The sequence below is a fragment of the Sphingomonas kyeonggiensis genome (genome assembly GCF_014196745.1).
In the GTDB taxonomy this organism is placed as follows: Bacteria; Pseudomonadota; Alphaproteobacteria; order Sphingomonadales; family Sphingomonadaceae; genus Sphingomonas; species Sphingomonas kyeonggiensis.
Window position 1 is genome coordinate 1,040,544 of the sequence record NZ_JACIEH010000002.1, and the last position, 18,675, is coordinate 1,059,218.

The following is an 18,675-nucleotide window of genomic DNA, read 5'->3' on the forward strand; positions in this document are numbered from 1 at the left end:
CGAAGTGTGACTCATGCTCGCGGGGGCATCGAGCCAAAGGGGCCGTGCCACCGCGCGGATCGAACGCTTCCACGTTTCATGCGTGGATGTCCGATAGCTTTGGGGAGTTGCCCTGATTGGGGCTGCGCCGGCCAGCCAACGCAACCTTCTGAAATCATACGGAAGTTTCAGTCCGAAATGGACTGTCTTGTCAGGGAATTTATAGTATGATAATTCAGATAGATAAGTTCCAGAGAATGGGCCAGAAAATGAAAATGGGGGAGGCTAAGTGATTACGCGCAATTGTTATTTCCTGCTCGCGACCAGTTCTGCGGTGGCTCTGGCGACGATGCCGGTTGCCGCGATGGCGCAGGACGCCGCGCCGGACACCGCCGCGATCGGCGTGCAGGAGCAGGAAGCCCCCGACACGAACCAGATCGTCGTCAGCGGCATCCGGCGCAGCCTCGAGTCCGCCCAGTCGGTCAAGCAGGACTCCGACCAGATCATCGACTCCGTCGTCGCCGAGGACATCGGCAAGCTGCCCGACGTCACGGCCTCGGAATCGCTGGCCCGCATCCCCGGCGTCACCGTGACCCGCGATGCCGGCGTGGCCCAGGGCGTCCGCATCCGCGGCCTGCCGGATCTCGCCACCACCTATAACGGCCGCGAGGTGTTCACCGCGGAAGGCCGTTTCGTCCAGCTGCAGGACTTCCCGTCGAACAGCATCGCGCGCATCGACGTCTACAAGTCGGCGAGCGCGGATCTGCTCGAGGCGGGGCTGGCCGGCCTGGTCGACGTCAAGTCGCGCAAGCCGTTCGACTTCAAGGGCACCCGCGTCACCGGCTATATCGGCGGCGTGCACTGGTACCAGTCGCAGCGCCTGGGCGTGGAGGCGAACGGCCTGTTCAGCACGCGCTGGAAGACCGGCATCGGCGAGATGGGCTTCCTGCTCGAAGGTTCCTATGCCGACACCAAGTACATCGACTCCTCGCGCGCGGTGGCGCAGGACATCCGCAACCGCACCAACGTCACCGGCTTCTCCCAGCTACGCTATCCGCAGTTCGTCAACACCGACTATGCCTCGGCGACGCGCTGGCGGCCGAACGTCGATGCGGCATTCCAGTGGCGGCCGAGCAGCACGCTCGAAATCTATCTCGACGGTCTGTACCAGGGCTATCGCGGGCGCGGCGACGGTCACAACCTCCAGGTCGTGGCCGGCGATGTCGCCACGCTGAGCAACATCACGCTGATTTCGGGCACCAACCAGGCCGCGAGCTTCGATGCAGCGGCGGGCACCGGTGCGGCGCCGACCGGCGCGCAGCAGATCAACGACCAGTCGACCGATACCTATCAGGCCGGCGGCGGCTTCATCTGGAAGAACGGCCGGCTCAAGGTCACGGGCGACGTCGCCTATACCGAGTCGACCTTCATCAACCGCAACGTCGCGTTCAACTACACCCTCACTTCGACGCCCGCGCGCCACTTCGAGTTCGATACGGCGCAGGGTGTCGGCGGCGGCACCGTCAGCCTGATCAACTACGACCTCTACAATCTCGGCAATTATCGCTGGACCGGCCTGACCCAGAGCGGCAACCGCGGCCATGGCCAGAGCTGGCAGGGGCGGCTCGACCTCGACTACAAGCTCGACAGCTTCGGCCTGACCAACCTGCAGGCGGGCATCCGCTTCTCGAACCGCGATGCGGATTCGTACAGCTATGCCCAGTCGACCTATGCCGCGCCTGCGGGCCAGACCTATTCGGTGCTCGCGTCGATGCTGAACATCCAGCCGGCGGCGGGCGGCTTCCGCAACGACGACGCGACGTCGATCCGCACCTGGCTCTCGCCGACGCGCGAGAGCCTGATCGCCAATCTCGACACGCTGCGCGCGATGACCACGCTCACCGTCAACGGCGTGACCACGACGCTGGCCAAGGGCGATCCGGCCTGGGGCTCGCCGGTGTTCGTCAGCAACGAGAAGCTCTACACCGGCTATGTCCAGGCGCGTTATGCCTTCGAGATCGGCGGCGTGCCGATCGACGGCCTGTTCGGCGTGCGCGGCACCCAGGCGGACGTGTCGATCAGCGGTCTGCGCCGTTCGACCACCGGCACGGTGACGACGATCACGCCGATCTCGATCGCGTCGAGCAACAGCGATTTCCTGCCGAACGTCAGCATGCGCATCAAGCTCGATCCGAAGCTGCAGATGCGCCTGGCCTATACCGAGACGCGGACGCGCCCGGGCTTCAGCCAGCTGAACCCGACGATCACGATCGGTGCGCTGCCGACCGGCAACACCTGCGCCGATCCGAACGGAGCGGATTGCGTCCGCAGCGCCAGCTCGGGCAATCCGGACCTGAAGCCGACCACCTCGAAGAACTATGATGCGTCGGTCGAATATTACTTCAGCCGCAGCGGCGCGTTGACGGTCGGCGGGTTCTACAAGGACGTGAACGGCTTCATCAACACGTTCACCACCGACGTGGCCGATGCCGAGTTCGGCCGGCTGCGCACGAGCCAGCCGCAAAATGGCGGCGCGGGCCGGATCAAGGGCATCGAGGCCGGCGTCCGCAGCTTCCTGCGCGCACCGTGGCTGCCGAACTGGCTGTCCGATTTCGGCGGGATGGTGAACTACACCTATCTCGACGCGAAGTCGGTGCTGGCGCCGAGCCTTGCCGCGACCCTGCCGGGCATGCAGCGGATCGCCGGCACGTCGAAGCACACGGTCAACGCCTCGGCCTGGTACGAGAACAAGGTTCTCTCGCTTCGCCTGTCGTACAACTGGCGCAGCGACTTCGTCGACAGCTATGGCCAGGTCGCCGATCCGGCGCTGGGCAACCCGGTACCGCTGGGCCCGACGCTGCCGATCAAGGTCGATGCCCGCGGCACGATGGACTTCGCCGCGACGCTCCAGCCGACCGACAACATCACGCTGAGCTTCAACGTCAACAACCTGGCCGGCGGCGCCTACCGCAACTACCGCACGTTCAACGCGGCGGGCCAGGCCTATGCATGGCAGACGCGCTTCCTGGAGAGCGTCTATCGTGCGGGCATCCGCTTCCGGTTCTGATCCCGGAACTGCCTCCCTCTCTCCTCCACCGGAGGTGAGGGGGAGGTGGCTCCCTTGTTTGACGGGCATGAGGACATCAACGTGAAGTATTTTCTTGCTGCCGCGCTTGCCGCCACTTCGCTGATCCCGGTGCATGCGCTCGCCCAGCAGGCGGCGCCCGCGGCTCGGCCGCCGGCCGACGACATCTTCATCGACCACCCCTCGCAGGACCGCAACGCGACGGTGATGCCGGCGGCGGACGCGATGCCGGTGAAGGCCTTCTTCGCGGCACATGCGATCACCGATGCCTCGGTCGCGCAGAGCCCGGACGGGCGCTGGTTCGTCACCGGCACGGTGATCCGCGAAGGGCGCCGCGACGGCATCCAGCTCTGGTCGTCCGCCGATGACGGCAGGAACTGGACAGCGCTCGGCGTCGTGCACGGTGCCGGCCACCGCTACCTGGCGCCGGACATCCATATCCGCGGCGACCTGGTGCAGCTCGCCTTTGCCGACGACAATGGCTGCGCGCACATCGCTCGCGGTTCGCTGGCGAACCTCAAGGGCGGGTTCAGCGAGAGCCCGTGCCTGGTGAGCGACGTGGCCGATGTCTCGTCCTTCATCGATACCGACGGCACAAGCTACCTGCTCTGGGGCGCCGGCTACATCGCCAAGGTCGCGCCCGACGGTTCGAAGCTCGCCGAGGCGCCGCGTTTCCTCAAGCCCGATCCGGCGTTGTTCAAGACCGATCCGCCGGCGGGCAAGGACTGGCCGGTGCGGCTGCGCGTCGGTAAGGGCGGCGCCGCGATGTTCCGGGACGGTGACCAGTATGTCATCACCGCCAGCGAAGTGACCGGGCGGATGCGCACCGCCACCGACGATCTCTACATGGCGACCGGCCCTTCGCCCTATGGCCCGTTCGGCAAGCGCATGCTCGCCGTGCCGCATGCCGGGCAAAGCAATGTGGTGCGCACCCGGGACGGCAAGCTGGTCGCCAGCTACAATCCGCGCTGCGAGGACGATTTCGCGATGTTCTGCGAGCAGGTCGGCCTGGTCCCGCTCGAGCGGGCGGAGGATGGTCGTATCCGCCAAGCGGCCTCGGTGCTCACCGAGAACAGCGCGGTCGCCGATCGCCAGCCGCTGGTGACGAGCGAGATGATGCGCGACCCCTCGGTGATGATGGGCGGAGACGGCGCTTATTATCTTGTCGGCACGCAAAAGGGCTTCGGCTTCCAATATCCCGACGGCGGTGTGAACCTCTATCGCTCGACCGATCTCAAGACCTGGACTTCCCAGAACAAGATGATCTTCGACTGGAAGGGGCTGGGCTATAGCTTCAAGAACGTCGCCGAGCTCTGGGCGCCGGAGATCCACTGGTCGGCCAGGGACAAGACCTATTATCTCGCCTTCTCGGTGATGGAGCGCGGAGTTGGGGGCAAGTCCTGGTTGTTCAAATCGACCAGCGGCAAGGCGATCGGCCCGTACGTCAACACGCGCGCCAGCTACTTCGTCGAAGGGATCGACGCCTTTCCGTTCGAGGACGAGAGCGGCTTCTACCTGCTGTGGGGCGGCGGCCGGATCGGCAAGCTCAACGCGAAGCGCGACGGCTTCGAGGGCGAAGTGAAGCGCCTGGTCGATACGGACGGCGAGAATGTCGGCTATGAGGGCAATGGCCTGATCAAGGTCGGCGGCACCTATTTCCTCACCGGCGCCGAATGGAACGGGCCGCTGCGCACCGACGGCACCTATGACATGATGTACGGCACGTCCAAGTCGCTGATGGGGCCGTACAGCAAGCGCCGGCTCGCGGTGCCGCATGGCGGCCACGGCACGGCCTTCCGCGATGCCCAGGGCCATTTCTGGTACACGATGTTCGGCAACGACACGACCGCGCCCTGGCGTCGCCATTTCGGCCTGGTGCCGATCCTGATCGGCGAGGACAGCATCCGCGTGCCCCGGATCGAGCGCTGATTTCCCGATATCGAACCGAGCCTCTCCGTCGGCTCCACACTCAGGCCCCGGCGTTTCGCCGGGGCCTTTTTGTTGTTCCTACGGCGGGTGGCGGGGCGACTCGTCAAAGATGGCGAAGGTCGTGCACGTTGGCGTGTTATCGGGGCGCCAAAGTTGACACTGTTCCCGCGAATGCCTCGCATCTCGCAATATTATTGCGTGGACGGGATCCTATTTTTCCTACGGTTTGAAAGAGCGGTCGGGTGGCAAGCCCGACCGCGTGAGCCAAACAGGCAAAATCCTACATTGCAACCCGGCCCGTCATCCCCGGCGCAACACGGAAGGTTTCAGAATTCGAACGGCTCGATCTCGCGGCGTTCGGCGAGGAGGAAGGCGTCGGCGACCAGGCGCATCGGGCGGACGTCGACATCGCTGCCGCCGGTCGCGAGCAGCTCGGCGAAGCGGGCATAGAGGCGCGGATATTCCTGATCCGCGGCGGTGCATTCGGCCTCGCCGGGCAACTGGAGCACGCTGCCGCCGAGCGACAGTCGGAGCGTGCCGGCATCGGTGTCGACCTCGATGTCCCAGGTCTGCGGCCCGGTCTGGAGGAAGTCGAACGAGGCGCGGCCCTTGGCATCGCCGCAGCGCAGCTGCAGCTCGGCGGCGAGCGGGCCGGCGCGGCCCATCGGCACGTCCATCGTCGCGGCCTCGACGAAGAGCGGGGCGGGGAGGATCGCGGTGGCGATCGACAGGGCGTTGATGCCCGGATCGAACACGCCGAAGCCACCGGCGGCGAGGATCCATTCCTGGCCCGGATGCCAGCGACGGATGTCCTCGCGCCAGTCGATGCGGACCGCCTTGATCTCGCGGTTCGACAGCCAGTTGCGGGCCGGGCCCACGCCCGCGGCCTCGCGCGAGTGCCAGCTGGTGAACAAGGTCACGTTGCGCGCCCGGGCGAGATCGGCCAGCGCCTCGATCTCGGAGAGTGTGGCGGCGGGCGGCTTTTCGAGCATGACGTGCTTGCCGGCCTCGATCGCGATGCGCGCCAGCGCGTGGCGACCTTCGGGCGGGGTGCAGAAGGAGACCGCATCGAGCTCGGTGCCGGCGATCATCGCCGCGGTATCGGGATAATTGGGCACACCATCGACCCGGCCATGACGGCTCGCGATCGCTGCCAGCGCGAATCGGTCATTCCCCGCGATCGCCGGAAGATGCTGATCTCGAGCGATTTTCCCGATGCCCACCAGGCCTAGACGAAAGCTGTGCACCCTTAACTCCCTTTTATACGATATATATGCTTCCTATCGGCGGCGGTCCGCACTATCAAGTGCGACGCAGTTCGAACGCGCCGGTGAATGGCAGCGGATTTTGGGAAGAGGATTTGAGTATGTCCGGGGGTAGTGAAGTCGGCGGCAAGCGCCCGAATCTGCGGTCGCGTGCCTGGTTCGACGACCCCTCCAACCCCGACATGACCGCGCTCTATGTCGAGCGTTACCTGAACTTCGGCATCAGCCTGGGGGAGCTGCAGTCGGGCCGCCCGATCATCGGCATCGCCCAGACCGGCAGCGACCTGACACCCTGCAACCGCCACCATCTCGAACTCGCCAAGCGGGTGCGCGAGGGCATTCGCGACGCCGGCGGCATCGCGCTCGAATTCCCGACCCATCCTATCCAGGAGACCGGCAAGCGCCCGACCGCGGGGCTGGACCGCAACCTCCAGTATCTCAGCCTGGTCGAGGCGATCTTCGGCTATCCGATGGACGGCGTGGTCATGACCATCGGGTGCGACAAGACCACGCCGGCCTGCCTGATGGCCGCGGCGACGGTGAACATCCCGGCGATCGCGCTGTCCGTGGGGCCGATGCTCAACGGCTGGTTCAAGGGCGAGCGCACCGGCTCGGGCACGATCGTGTGGAAGGCGCGCGAGATGCTCGCGGCCGGCGAGATCGACTATAAGGGCTTCATCGAGCTGGTCGCCAGCTCGGCGCCGTCGACCGGCTGGTGCAACACGATGGGTACCGCGACGACGATGAACTCGCTGACCGAGGCGCTGGGCATGTCGCTGCCCGGCTCGGCTGCGATCCCTGCGCCGTACCGCGACCGCGCCGAATGCGCCTATCACACCGGCGTGCAGATCGTCGAAATGGTGCATGCCGACCGCAAGCCCTCGGACGTGCTCACGCGCCAGGCCTTCCTCAATGCGATCCGGGTCAACTCCGCGATCGGTGGATCGACCAACGCGCCGATCCACCTGAACGCGATCGCCCGGCATATCGGCGTAGAGCTGAGCCTGGCCGACTGGGAAGAGCATGGCGCCGACATTCCGCTGGTCGTGAACCTGCAGCCGGCGGGGAAGTATCTGGGCGAGGATTTCTACCGCGCCGGCGGCGTGCCCGCGGTGATGGGGCAGCTGCTCCGCGCCGGGCTGATCGATGGCAGCGCGCTGACCGTCAACGGCAAGACGGTCGAGGAGAATATCGGCACCGCGACCGCGCAGGATGCGGATGTGATCTTCCCGCTCGACGCGCCGCTGAAGCAGGCCGCGGGCCTGACCGTGCTTTCGGGCAATCTGTTCGACAATGCGGTGATGAAGCTGAGCGTGCTCTCGGACGAGTTTCGCAACCGCTATCTCTCCGACCCCGAGAACCCCGATGCGTTCGAGGGCACGGCGATCGTGTTCGACGGGCCGGAGGACTATCATCGCCGTATCGACGACCCCGCGCTCGGCGCCGACGATCACTCGATCCTGATCATGCGCGGTGCCGGCCCGGTCGGCTATCCGGGCGGTGCCGAAGTGGTGAACATGCGCCCGCCGGTCGCGCTGATCCGTGCCGGCGTGCATGCGCTGCCCTGCCTGGGCGACGGGCGCCAGTCGGGTACGTCGGGCAGCCCCTCGATCCTCAACGCGGCGCCCGAAGCCGCTGTGGGCGGCGGGCTCGCGCTGGTGAAGACCGGCGACCGCATCCGCATCGACCTGAAGAACCGCACCGCCGACATGCTGGTCGATGCGGCGGAACTGGCCGCGCGCCGCGCCGCGCTGGCGATCGACTATGTGCCCGAGGCGCAGACGCCCTGGCAGGAGATCCACCGCGACCTGGTCGGCCAGTTCGACGGCGGCGCGGTGTTCGAGAATGCGGTGAAGTATCAGCGCATCGCCCAGAAATATGGCGTGCCGCGGGACAGCCACTGATGTCCGTCGTCCGTATCGTCGAGCGTGACCGGCGCGATGTGCTGGGGGAGGGGCCGCTCTGGTCCGCTCGCGACAATGCGCTCTACTGGACCGACATCCTCTCGCACCGGCTGAACCGCCTGTCGCTCGACAGCGGCGTGGTGCGCAGCTGGGAGTTCGACGAGTATCTCGGCTGGGCCGTCGAGCGGGAGAAGGGTGGGTTCGTCCTGGGACTGGGCCGCCGCTTCGTCCGCTTCGATCCCGAGACCGGGGTGACCCGGGCGATTGCGGCGCCCGAGCCGGACCGGTTCGGCAACCGCATCAACGATGCCAAGGCCGATCCGCAGGGGCGGATCTGGGCCGGCACCATGTCGATCAACTGCGAGGACCCGACCGGCAGCTTCTACCGGCTCGATACCGACGGTACCGCCACGCGGGTCGATGGTCCCTATACGATCGCCAACGGCCCCGCGATCGCGGCGGACGGCAGTTTCCTGCTGCACACCGACACATCATTGGCGACGATCTTCCGCTTCGACATCAACGACGACGGCTCGCTTGGGCCACGCACGCCGTTCGTCACGTTCGAGCCCGAATGGGGCAATCCCGACGGCATGACCTTCGACGCCGAGGGCGGCCTGTGGGTCGCCTGCTGGGGCGGGGGCTGCGTGACGCGCTTTTCGCCCGAAGGCGTGCGCGAACGCAGCATCGCGCTGCCGGCGAGCCAGATCACCAGTTGCACCTTCGCCGGCCCGGCGCTCGACCGTATGTTCGTCACCTCGGCGAGCGACGGGGTGGACGAGCCCCAGGGCGGCGCATTGTTCGAGGTCGACCCGGGCTGCCGCGGCCTGACGACCCAATATTATCGCGGTTGAGGAGGAAAGGCATGACCCTGCGGAAGAACGCACTGCTTGTGGGAGCGGCGCTCGCCGGCGCGCTCGCATCGAATGCCGAGGCGGCGACCGCCAAGCGCGGCAGCTTCGGCAAGCTGCCCGACGGACGCTCGGTGGAGGCGGTGACGCTGTCGAATGCCAAGGGCGTCTCGGCGAAGATCATCGCCTGGGGCGCGACGATCCAGTCGGTGATCATGCCCGATCGCAACGGCAAGAAGGCCGATGTCGCGCTCGGCTATGACAGCATCGACCAGTATCTGGCCAAACCGCAATATTTCGGCCCGATCGTCGGCCGCTTCGGTAACCGCCTGGCGGCGGGCCGCTTCACGCTCGACGGTCAGACCTATCAGACCCCGGTCAACAACGGGAAGAATTCGCTGCATGGCGGCACCACCGGCTTCGACAAGGTGCTGTGGGACGTCGTCGCGGTGAAGAACGGCCCGACCGCCTCGGTGACGCTGCGCTATGTCAGCCCGGACGGCGACCAGGGCTATCCCGGCACGATGACCGTCGATGCGACCTATTCGCTGGACGAGCAGAACAACCTGACGATCGAGTACAGCGCGACCACCGACAAGCTGACGATCGCGAACCTGACCAACCACGCCTATTGGAACCTGTCGGGCGAAGGCTCGTCGAACGGCGCGATGGGGCATGTCGTGACGATCCCGGCGCAGACCTATCTGCCGACCGACGACGGTGCGATCCCGACCGGCGAGTTCAAGTCGGTCGCCGGCACCGTGTTCGACTTCCGCAAGCCGACCGCCGTGGGCCTGCGCGTCCGCGACGCCAGCGACCAGCAGATCGTCTGGGGCCGCGGTTACGACCATAACTGGGTGATCGGCCGCGAGGTCACCAAGACCCAGCATCTGATGGCCAAGGTCTATGACCCCGCCTCGGGCCGCGGCTTCGAGCTGTGGTCGAACCAGCCGGGCCTGCAATTCTATTCGGGCAACTTCCTCGACGGCACGTCCCACGGCAAGTCGAAGAAGGTCTACCGCGAGGGTGACGCCATCGTGATGGAGCCGCAGATCTTCCCGGATTCGCCCAACCAGAAGGGCTTCCCCGACGCGCGCCTCGCGCCGGGCCAGACCTATCGCAACGTGATGACCTATCGCCTGACCACGGGTCAGGCGGCCAAGCGCTGAGAGGATCGCCATGAAGACTATCGCCCTGTTCCTCGCCGCGACGACGCTCGTGGCGACCCCCGCGCTTGCGCGCGACCAGTGGACCGCGGCCCAGGCGAACGCCTGGCACGCCAAGCAGCCCTGGCAGGTCGGCGCCAACTACACGCCGGCCACCGCGATCAACCAGCTCGAGATGTTCCAGGCCGAGACCTGGGATCCCAAGCGCATAGACCTGGAGCTCGGCTGGGCCGAGGCGATGGGCATGAACGTGATGCGGGTGAACCTGCACCACCTGCTGTGGGAGACCGATGCCGCCGGCCTGAAGCGCCGGATGGACGAGTTCATGACGATCGCGTCCAAGCACAAGATCAAGACGCTGTGGATCTTCTTCGACAGCTGCTGGGATCCGAACCCCGTCGCCGGGCCGCAGCATCCGCCGATCCCGGGCGTGCACAATTCCGGCTCGGTCCAGTCGCCGGGCGAGGCGCGGCTGAAGGACGTGTCGCAGTACGGCAAGCTCGAGGCCTATGTGAAGGATCTGGTGACGACCTTCGCCAAGGACGAGCGCGTGATCGGCTGGGACGTCTGGAACGAGCCGAACAATGGCGGCGGCGGCAGCTACAAGCCGACCAAGGACAAGAACAAGTACGTCGCGACGCTGCTTCCGCGGATGTTCGCGGCGGCGCGTTCGGCCGATCCGATCCAGCCGCTCACCTCGGGCGTGTGGATCGGCGAGAACTGGGACGACCAGAGCAAGCTCGACGCGGTCGAGAAGATCCAGATCGCCGAATCCGACGTGCTGAGCTTCCACGATTACAACTGGCCCGAGACCTTCGAGAAGCGCGCCAGGCAGATGCTCAGCTATGGCCGCCCGGTCTGGTGCACCGAGTATATGGCGCGCGGCAACGGCTCGACCTTCGACGGTTCGCTGCCGATCGCGAAGAAGCTCAACATCGCGATGTACAATTGGGGTTTCGTCGACGGGAAGATGCAGACGCGCCTGCCCTGGGACAGCTGGAAGAAGCCCTATACCTTCGACGAGCCGACGATCTGGTTCCACGACATCCTGTATTTCGACGGCAAGCCCTATCGCCAGGCCGAGGTCGACCTGATCAAGCGGATGTCCGCGGCGCCCAAGGGCGTCGTTCCGGTGGCCAAGTGACGCGAAGGATCGGTTTCGGGGCGCTGGCGGGGCTTGTCCTCGCCGCGCTGCCGGCCAGTGCCCAGGACGCGCCGTCCTTCTTCGACGGCGCGGATCCGGACTTCGAAGTGGCCGAGGGCCAGTACTGGCTCTACCCGACCTTTGGCGGGAAGACCCTGGTCGCCTGGCATTCGCTCGACATGCAGAAGTGGGAGAAGGGGCCCGTCCTCCTCGACCATGGCATGATCCCGTGGATCGGGGACGATCACGCCCCCGAGCATCGGCTCTGGGCACCCGACATGGTCCGCGCGAACGGGCGCTATTATTTCTACTATTCGATCGGGCCGCAGAACCCGACGCCGAGCCGCATCGGCGTGGCGACCTGCGACGGTCCTGCCGGCCCCTGCAAGGACAGCGGCAAGCCGCTGGTGAACGATGGCGGTCACGGTTTCGAGGCGATCGACCCGGCGGTGTTCACCGACCCGAGGAGCGGCAGGAGCTATCTCTATGCCGGCGGCAGCGCCGGCGCGACGCTGCGCGTCTGGCAGCTCAAGCCCGACATGGTCAGCATCGACCATGAGGTGAAGGTGAAGACGCCCGAGCACTTCACCGAAGGCTCGTTCATGTTCGAGCGCAAGGGTACCTATTACCTGTCCTATTCCTCGGGCAATTTCCGCGACACTACCTATTCGGTGCACTACGCCACGGCATCGTCACCGGTGGGGCCGTGGAAGTATCGCGGGGCGATCCTGGTGAGCGACGCCAAGTACAAGGGGCCGGGCCACCACGCCTTCCTGCGCGATCCCAAGGACGGGCGCTGGTACATCGCCTATCACCGCTGGGAAGGGCAGCCGCATGACGGCCCCTATACCGGCTCGCGCCGGGTGGCGATCACGTCGGTGACGTTTGGCAAGGACGGATCGATCCTGCCGATTCGGATGGACTGAGGATCAGGCCGGCGTGTTCTCGTGCGCGTCGATGAGCTCGAGCACGTCGGAGATCAATGCCCGCATCGCGGTGCGCGCCGAATTGGGGTCGCGGGCCTGGATCGCCTCGAGCACGCGGCCGTGATCCGCGACGTTCGCGGTGCGGCCCTTCACCCGGTTGGTGAAGCGGATCGAGGTGCGCAGCGCGGTGCCGACCACGTCACGGAACTGGACGTAGAAGGGGTTGCCCGACGCGCGCAGGATCGAGACGTGGAAGGCGATGTCCGCCTCCAGCGTGTCGTCCATGCCGGCTTCGGCGGCTTCCATGCGGGCAAGGCCTTCGCCGATCGCCTCGATATCGGCATTGCTGGCGAAGCGGGCGGCGAGCGCGGCGGCCTCGGGTTCGATCGCGACGCGCAGCTGGTTGAACTGCTTGAGCAGCTCGACCGAGAATTGCCGTTCGAGCAGCCAGCGCAGCACGTCGGTGTCGAACAGGTTCCACGACGAGGTCGGCTCCACCACCGTGCCCTGACGCGGACGGGCGCTGAGCAGGCCCTTGGCGGTGAGCATCTTCACCGCTTCGCGCGTCACCGAACGGCTCACACCGTGCTGGGTGGTCAGCTCCGCCTCGGTCGGGAAGGGCTGGGTCTCGTACTGGCCGGTGACGATCGCGCGGCCCAGCCGGTCGAGCAGGCCGTAGGTGAGGTTACGGCCGAGCTGCGGACGAAGTTCGTCTTGCGACCTGGATAGAGACGTTGCCACGCGCGGGTATTCCTTTTCTGTCGAGGCGACGATCGTCGCTTGCCCTCTGATTTCTAGCTGTATCCCAAACGCGTGGCTAGACAAGCCCAATTAATAAGATAAATGAACCACTCGGCCGCCCCGTTTGAGTGCGCGGCACCTTAGGGAGGGATAGCGTGACGAGCCTGTCGCAGATCGACCTGATCGTGGTCATCATCTACGCCATCGGCATTTTCGGACTGGCCCAATGGGTCAGCCGCGAGAAGGCCGGGCATGCCAAGGATACGTCCGACTATTTCCTGGCGTCCAAGTCGCTGCCCTGGTGGGCGATCGGCGCGTCGCTGATCGCAGCGAACATCTCGGCGGAGCAGATCGTCGGCATGGCCGGATCGGGCTACAAGATCGGCCTGGCGATCGCCTCCTATGAGTGGATGGCGGCGCTGACCCTGCTGATCGTCGGCAAGTATTTCCTGCCGATCTTCCTCAAGAACCAGATCTACACCATGCCGCAGTTCCTCGAGCAGCGGTACGGCAAGGTGCTGCCGGTGCTGATGGCAGTGTTCTGGCTCGCGCTCTACGTGTTCGTGAACCTGACCTCGATCATCTGGCTCGGCTCGATCGCGGTGCACAAGGTGGCGGGTATCGACCAGAACGCCGCGCTGATCGCGCTCGGCCTGTTCGCTTTGCTCTACCAGCTGTACGGCGGCCTCAAGGCGGTGGCGCTGACCGACATCGTCCAGGTGACGCTGCTGGTGATGGGCGGCCTGATCGTCTCGTATCTGACGCTCGACCAGATCGGCGGCGGGCAGGGCGTGTTCGCCGGCTTCCACACGCTGATGAACGCCCATCCCGAGAAGTTCGACATGATCCTCTCGCCCGACAATCCCTATTACAAGGACCTGCCCGGCATCGCCGTGCTCGTCGGCGGCATGTGGATCGCGAACCTGAGCTATTGGGGCTTCAACCAGTACATCATCCAGCGCGCGCTGGCCGCGAAGAACCTGGGCGAGGCGCAGAAGGGCATTACGCTCGCCGCCTATCTCAAGCTCCTCATGCCGGTGATCATCGTGCTGCCGGGCATCGCCGCGGTGATGCTCGCGCCGAACCTGGCGGTGGGCGACGAAGCCTATCCGACGATGCTCAAGCTGCTGCCGCCGGGCCTGCTCGGCCTGGTCTTCGCGGCGCTGGTCGCGGCAATCATCGCGTCGACCGCCTCCAAGATCAATTCGATCGGCACCATCTTCACCCTCGACCTCTATGCCAAGGTGCGCGGCATCAGCACGCGCGGCGAGGACGGCAGCGGCAAGACCGGGCAGGAGAAGCACCTCGTCCTGGTCGGCCGCATCGTCGCCGCGCTGGCCGTGGTGATCGCGATCATCGCCGCCCGGCCGCTGATCGGCCAGTCGGACCAGGCCTTCCAGTTCATCCAGGAATTCTCTGGCTTCTTCACCCCGGGCATCACGGTGATCTTCCTGCTCGGCCTGTTCTGGAAGCCGGCGAGCGAGGCGGGGGCGATCGTCGCGGCGGTGGCTTCGGTGGCGCTGTCCTATGTGTTCAAGGTCGGCATGCCCGACTTCCCCTTCATGAACCGCATGGGCCTGGTCTTCGTGATCAGCCTGGCGCTGGCGGTGATCGTGTCGCTGGTGAAGCCGGCAAAGGCCGAGAAAAATGTCGTGACCATGGAGGGCGTCAGCTTCAAGACGCCGAACGTGTTCAACGTCGCGGGCGTCGGGGTGATCCTGATCCTCATCGCGCTGTACGGGGTCTGGTGGTGAGCTTTTCGGGACCCTTCCTCGCTATCGACTGGGGGACGACCAACCGGCGCGCCTTCTTGATCGAGGGCGGCCAAGTCGTCCGCACCGAGCGTGACGACCGCGGCGTGACCTCGGTCACCGACTTCGCGGCCGAGGCTGCGGGCATCCGCTCCCGCTTCGGCGACCTGCCGATGCTGATGGCCGGCATGGTCGGGTCGAACATCGGCTGGCGAGCGGCGCCCTATGTGCCCGCGCCGGCCGGGGTCGAGGACCTGGCGGCCAATCTGCTCAAGATCGACGACCGCACCGCGATCGTCCCCGGGGTCTCGGTCACCGGTCCGGCGGACGTGATGCGGGGCGAGGAAGTCCAGCTGCTGGGCGCGGTCGCAGCCGGGCTGGTGCCGCACGACGCGCTGCTCGCCCAGCCGGGCACGCACTGCAAATGGGCGGAGATGGAAGGCGGGCGGATCGCTCGCTTCACCACCGCGATGACCGGCGAGCTTTTCGCCATGCTGCGCAAATATGGGCTGCTTTCCTCGCAACTTACCGAGGAGGTCACGCTGGGCCAGGCGTTCCTCGACGGGGTGGAGGAGGGGCGCAAGCGCGACCTCGCCGCTTCGCTGTTCGGCATCCGCGCCGCCAAGCTGCTGGGCGAGCGCCCGGACTCGGACGCCGCGAGCTTCGCCAGCGGGCTGCTGATCGGCAGCGACGTCGCTGCCCGGCTCGAGCGGGTGGGGCATGACGAAGTCCATATCCTCGCCGACCCCGTGCTCGGCGGGCTCTATTCGGCGGCGGTCGAAGTGCATGGCCGCCGCGCCGTGCGGGTCGACAGCCACGCCGCCTTCGTTGCCGGCATCATCGCCATTGGGAGTATATCGTGAGCCATATCGCCGCCTTCGACACCGCCTTTGCCCGCTGCCCGCTGGTCGCGATCCTGCGCGGGGTGAAGCCCGATGAGGTAGAGGAGATCGGCGAAGCGCTTGTTTCGGCAGGCTTTACCCTGATCGAAGTGCCGATGAACTCGCCCGATCCGCTCGACAGCATCGCGCGGCTGGCCAAGCGCTTCGAGGGCAGGGCGGTGATCGGCGCGGGCACGGTGCTGCGCGAGGCGCAGGTCGCCGAGGTCGAGGCCGTCGGCGGCACGATGATCATCTCGCCCAACGCCAACCTCAAGGTGATCGCCGCCAGCGCCGCCCGCGGGCTGGTGTCGCTGCCCGGCATCTTCACGATGAGCGAGGCCTTTGCCGCGCTCGACACGGGCGCCACCGCGCTCAAGCTGTTCCCGGCCGAGGCAGCGAGCCCCAATGTTCTCAAGGCGATGCGCGCCGTGCTGCCCAAGGACGCGCGGGTGCTGCCGGTGGGCGGCATCGCGCCCGACACCATGGCCCCGTGGCGCGCCGCCGGCGCCCCCGGCTTCGGGCTCGGATCGGCACTCTACAAGCCGGGGATGACCGCCGCCGAGGTGGGGGCCAATGCCCGCGCCTTCGTGGCCGCGCTGGCGGACTGAAACGGACATCGATCGTGGCAAAGTTTGCGACCTGAGGCTTGTCTTGGGTCGCAAATTATATGATAAGTCATCTCATATAAGCGGGAGAGATGCCATGAAGACGCGCGACCTCTGGAGCGGGGCGGTGATTGCCGCGGCCCTGTGCCTGGGCACCGGAACCGTATCGGCACAGAACGCTCCGGTCGCGGAAGTTGGCACCTACACCAATCCGCTGCTCCCATCGGGCCCCGATCCCTGGATCACCCAGGTCGACGGCACCTATTACTACATGCACACCCAGCGCGACGGCATCACGCTGTACCGGACGCGGAACATCGCGGACCTGGCCAATGCGGAGCAGAAGCTGGTCTGGACCCCGCCCAAGGAGGGGCCGAACGCGCATCTGGTATGGGCGCCCGAGCTGCACCGCATCGGCAAGAGCTGGTTCCTCTACTACACCGCCACTGCAAGCGGTTTCAGCGACGACGCCCACCGCGCAGTGTTCGTGTTGGAGAACAAAGCGTCCGATCCGCTCAGCGGCACCTGGATCGACCGGGGCCGGATCAACACCGCCCATGCCGGGATCGACGGCACCAGCTTCGAATATCGCGGCAAGCGCTACTTCGTCTATTCGCCCTATCTTGGGCCGGACAGCGGCCTGGCGATCGCCGAGATGGCGAACCCGTGGACGCTCAAGGGCAAGGAGCAGGTGATCGCCATGCCCGACCAGCCCTGGGAACGGCTCGACGGGCGCCAGATCCTCGAGGGGCCGGAATTCCTGCTGGGGCCGAAGGGCGACCTGTTCCTGACCTATTCGGCGAGCCCGTGCTGGTCGGACGATTACGCGCTCGGCCTGCTGCGCGCGGCGCCCGGCGCCAACCCCCTCGATCCCAAGGTGTGGAGCAAGTCGCCGACGCCGGTGCTCCACAAGGGGAATGGTGTGTTCGCCACCGGCCATAACGGCTTCTTCAAGTCGCCCGACGGCAAGGAGGACTGGATCATCTACCACGCCAATGCGGCGGCGGGGATGAAGTGTACGCCGAAGCGCGCGCCGCACATCCAGAAGTTCGGCTGGACCGCGGACGGCCGGCCCGATTTCGGCTTGCCCGTGCCCGAAGGCGCACCGCAGAAGGTGCCGTCCGGTACGCGCTGATACGAGACCATAACCGTCAATAGCCTGGAGGGGATATATGCACTGGATGTCACGTGGAGCCCTGATTGCCTCGTTGCTGATCGCCGCCCCGGTGGAGGCCCGCGCGGGGCCGGACGGCTGGACGCCGGCCTGGACCGCCAGCATGTGGCAGGCGAACCAGCCCGCCCAGCGCGTGTCGGTGGAGAATGCGACGTTGCGCATGCAGGTGCGCGTCGGCGCGGCGGGCGAGAAGGTCCGCATCCAGCTGGCGAACGATTATGGCCCGGCGATGCGGATCGGCGCGGCGAGCGTGCGGATCGCCGGCGGCAAGCCGGTGCGCGTGACCTTTGACGGGCAGGGCCAGGGTCAGCTGCGCAACGGCGCGCCGCTGGTCAGCGATCCGGTGGCATTGCCGGTCAAGGCGTTCGACCTGATCGAAGTGTCGCTCTACATGCCCGACAAGGTCGATATCGACACGGTGCACGGCGCGGGTGGGGCGAAGACCGCGATCTCGCCGGCGGGCGACTTCACCGACAAGGATTTCGCGCCGGCGAGCCAGTCCGGTCCGCGCCCGCTGCTCGCCGAAGTCGATGTGCTGGGCGCCAAGCCGCGCCCGGTGATCGTCGCCTATGGCGACTCGATCACCGACAATACCGGCTGCGCGAACGACGCGGTACCGGTGTGCCGCTGGGGCGACGTGCTCGGCCGGCGGCTGGCGGCGGCGGGCATGCCGCATGTGGTGGTGACCCAGGCGATCGGCGGCAACCGCATCCTGTCGAACGGCACGGGCCCGAGCGCGCTCGCCCGCTTCGACCGTGACGTGCTGGCGCTGCCGGGCGTGACGCATGTCGTGATGCTCGAGGGGATCAACGACATCGGCGGATCGGGCCGGAACAACGGCCCGGTGGTCAGCGCGGCGGACCTCAAGTCCGGCTTCCGCCAGATCGTCCAGCGCGCCCATGCGCACGGCATCAAGGTGATCGGCCTGACCATCCTGCCATTCGAGGGCGCGGGCTACCAGACCCCGGAGGGCGAGGCGCTGCGGAGCGAGATCAACGAGTGGATCCGCACTTCCGGCACGTTCGACGCGGTGGTCGACATGGAAAAGGTCGTGGCGGACCCGGCCAACCCGAAGCGCCTCGCCTCGGCGCTGCAGGGCGGGGACAATCTCCACCCGAACGGCGCGGGCGAGACGAAGATGGGCGAGGCGATCCCGCTGAAGCTGTTCAAATAGGTTTCCGGTTCCCCAAGGGGAGGCAAGCGGCTGTCGGCAAGGTGCGAGAGACACCCTTGCCGGCAGCCCATGCCACGCCGAAATCGCGGCTGGTGCGATA

14 protein-coding genes are annotated in these 18,675 nt (G+C 66.5%); 12 read left to right on the forward strand and 2 right to left on the reverse strand.

Annotation, left to right across the window (positions count from 1 at the left end; all coding sequences use genetic code 11):
• Positions 1–268 precede the first annotated feature (268 nt).
• Both GGR46_RS13555 and GGR46_RS13560 read left to right on the forward strand, forming a co-directional pair.
• The gene (locus GGR46_RS13555; RefSeq protein ID WP_183998464.1) at positions 269–3,046 is read left to right on the forward strand and encodes a TonB-dependent receptor; all 2,778 of its coding nucleotides are present in this window, start codon (positions 269–271) and stop codon (positions 3,044–3,046) included.
• A gap of 45 nt (positions 3,047–3,091) precedes the next feature.
• A complete protein-coding gene (locus tag GGR46_RS13560; RefSeq protein ID WP_343058158.1) occupies positions 3,092–4,993 on the forward strand; it encodes a family 43 glycosylhydrolase in 1,902 nt (633 codons plus the stop codon).
• A gap of 326 nt (positions 4,994–5,319) precedes the next feature.
• Here the strand turns inward: GGR46_RS13560 and GGR46_RS13565 are convergent, their stop codons facing one another.
• Positions 5,320–6,240 carry a Gfo/Idh/MocA family oxidoreductase gene (locus GGR46_RS13565; protein ID WP_183998465.1) on the reverse strand — a complete coding sequence of 307 codons (921 nt, stop codon included), beginning with the start codon at positions 6,238–6,240 and terminating at the stop codon, positions 5,320–5,322.
• A 119-nt stretch (positions 6,241–6,359) separates the two neighbouring features.
• Between GGR46_RS13565 and GGR46_RS13570 the strand changes: the two genes are divergently transcribed.
• The 5 genes from GGR46_RS13570 to GGR46_RS13590 are packed head-to-tail and all read left to right on the forward strand — an operon-like array spanning position 6,360 to position 12,249.
• A complete protein-coding gene (locus tag GGR46_RS13570; protein ID WP_183998466.1) occupies positions 6,360–8,162 on the forward strand; it encodes an IlvD/Edd family dehydratase in 1,803 nt (600 codons plus the stop codon).
• The gene (locus GGR46_RS13575; RefSeq protein WP_183998467.1) at positions 8,162–9,016 is read left to right on the forward strand and encodes an SMP-30/gluconolactonase/LRE family protein; all 855 of its coding nucleotides are present in this window, start codon (positions 8,162–8,164) and stop codon (positions 9,014–9,016) included. Before GGR46_RS13570 ends, GGR46_RS13575 begins: the two co-directional genes overlap by 1 nt.
• An 11-nt stretch (positions 9,017–9,027) precedes the next feature.
• Complete coding sequence (locus GGR46_RS13580; protein ID WP_183998468.1) at positions 9,028–10,182, forward strand: aldose epimerase family protein; 1,155 nt, start codon at positions 9,028–9,030, stop codon at positions 10,180–10,182.
• Between the two features lie 10 nt (positions 10,183–10,192).
• Positions 10,193–11,323 (forward strand): cellulase family glycosylhydrolase, encoded by a 1,131-nt coding sequence (locus tag GGR46_RS13585; RefSeq protein WP_183998469.1) that lies wholly within the window; start codon positions 10,193–10,195, stop codon positions 11,321–11,323.
• Positions 11,320–12,249, forward strand: coding sequence for a family 43 glycosylhydrolase (locus tag GGR46_RS13590; protein WP_183998470.1), 930 nt, complete (start codon positions 11,320–11,322; stop codon positions 12,247–12,249). Before GGR46_RS13585 ends, GGR46_RS13590 begins: the two co-directional genes overlap by 4 nt.
• 3 nt (positions 12,250–12,252) lie before the next feature.
• Here the strand turns inward: GGR46_RS13590 and GGR46_RS13595 are convergent, their stop codons facing one another.
• Positions 12,253–12,990 (reverse strand): FCD domain-containing protein, encoded by a 738-nt coding sequence (locus GGR46_RS13595; protein ID WP_183998471.1) that lies wholly within the window; start codon positions 12,988–12,990, stop codon positions 12,253–12,255.
• Positions 12,991–13,145: 155 nt separating this feature from the next.
• Between GGR46_RS13595 and GGR46_RS13600 the strand changes: the two genes are divergently transcribed.
• From GGR46_RS13600 to GGR46_RS13620, 5 genes are all read left to right on the forward strand, one after another.
• On the forward strand, positions 13,146–14,744 hold the full coding sequence (locus GGR46_RS13600; protein ID WP_343058160.1) for a sodium/sugar symporter: 1,599 nt from the start codon (positions 13,146–13,148) through the stop codon (positions 14,742–14,744).
• Positions 14,741–15,604, forward strand: coding sequence for a 2-dehydro-3-deoxygalactonokinase (locus GGR46_RS13605; protein WP_425506557.1), 864 nt, complete (start codon positions 14,741–14,743; stop codon positions 15,602–15,604). Before GGR46_RS13600 ends, GGR46_RS13605 begins: the two co-directional genes overlap by 4 nt.
• Positions 15,601–16,230, forward strand: coding sequence for a 2-dehydro-3-deoxy-6-phosphogalactonate aldolase (locus GGR46_RS13610; RefSeq protein WP_183998472.1), 630 nt, complete (start codon positions 15,601–15,603; stop codon positions 16,228–16,230). Before GGR46_RS13605 ends, GGR46_RS13610 begins: the two co-directional genes overlap by 4 nt.
• 94 nt (positions 16,231–16,324) lie before the next feature.
• Complete coding sequence (locus tag GGR46_RS13615; RefSeq protein ID WP_183998473.1) at positions 16,325–17,362, forward strand: glycoside hydrolase family 43 protein; 1,038 nt, start codon at positions 16,325–16,327, stop codon at positions 17,360–17,362.
• 46 nt (positions 17,363–17,408) lie between these two features.
• Positions 17,409–18,575: an SGNH/GDSL hydrolase family protein gene (locus tag GGR46_RS13620; RefSeq protein WP_183998474.1), complete on the forward strand. Its 1,167-nt coding sequence runs from the start codon at positions 17,409–17,411 to the stop codon at positions 18,573–18,575.
• Positions 18,576–18,675 lie beyond the last annotated feature (100 nt).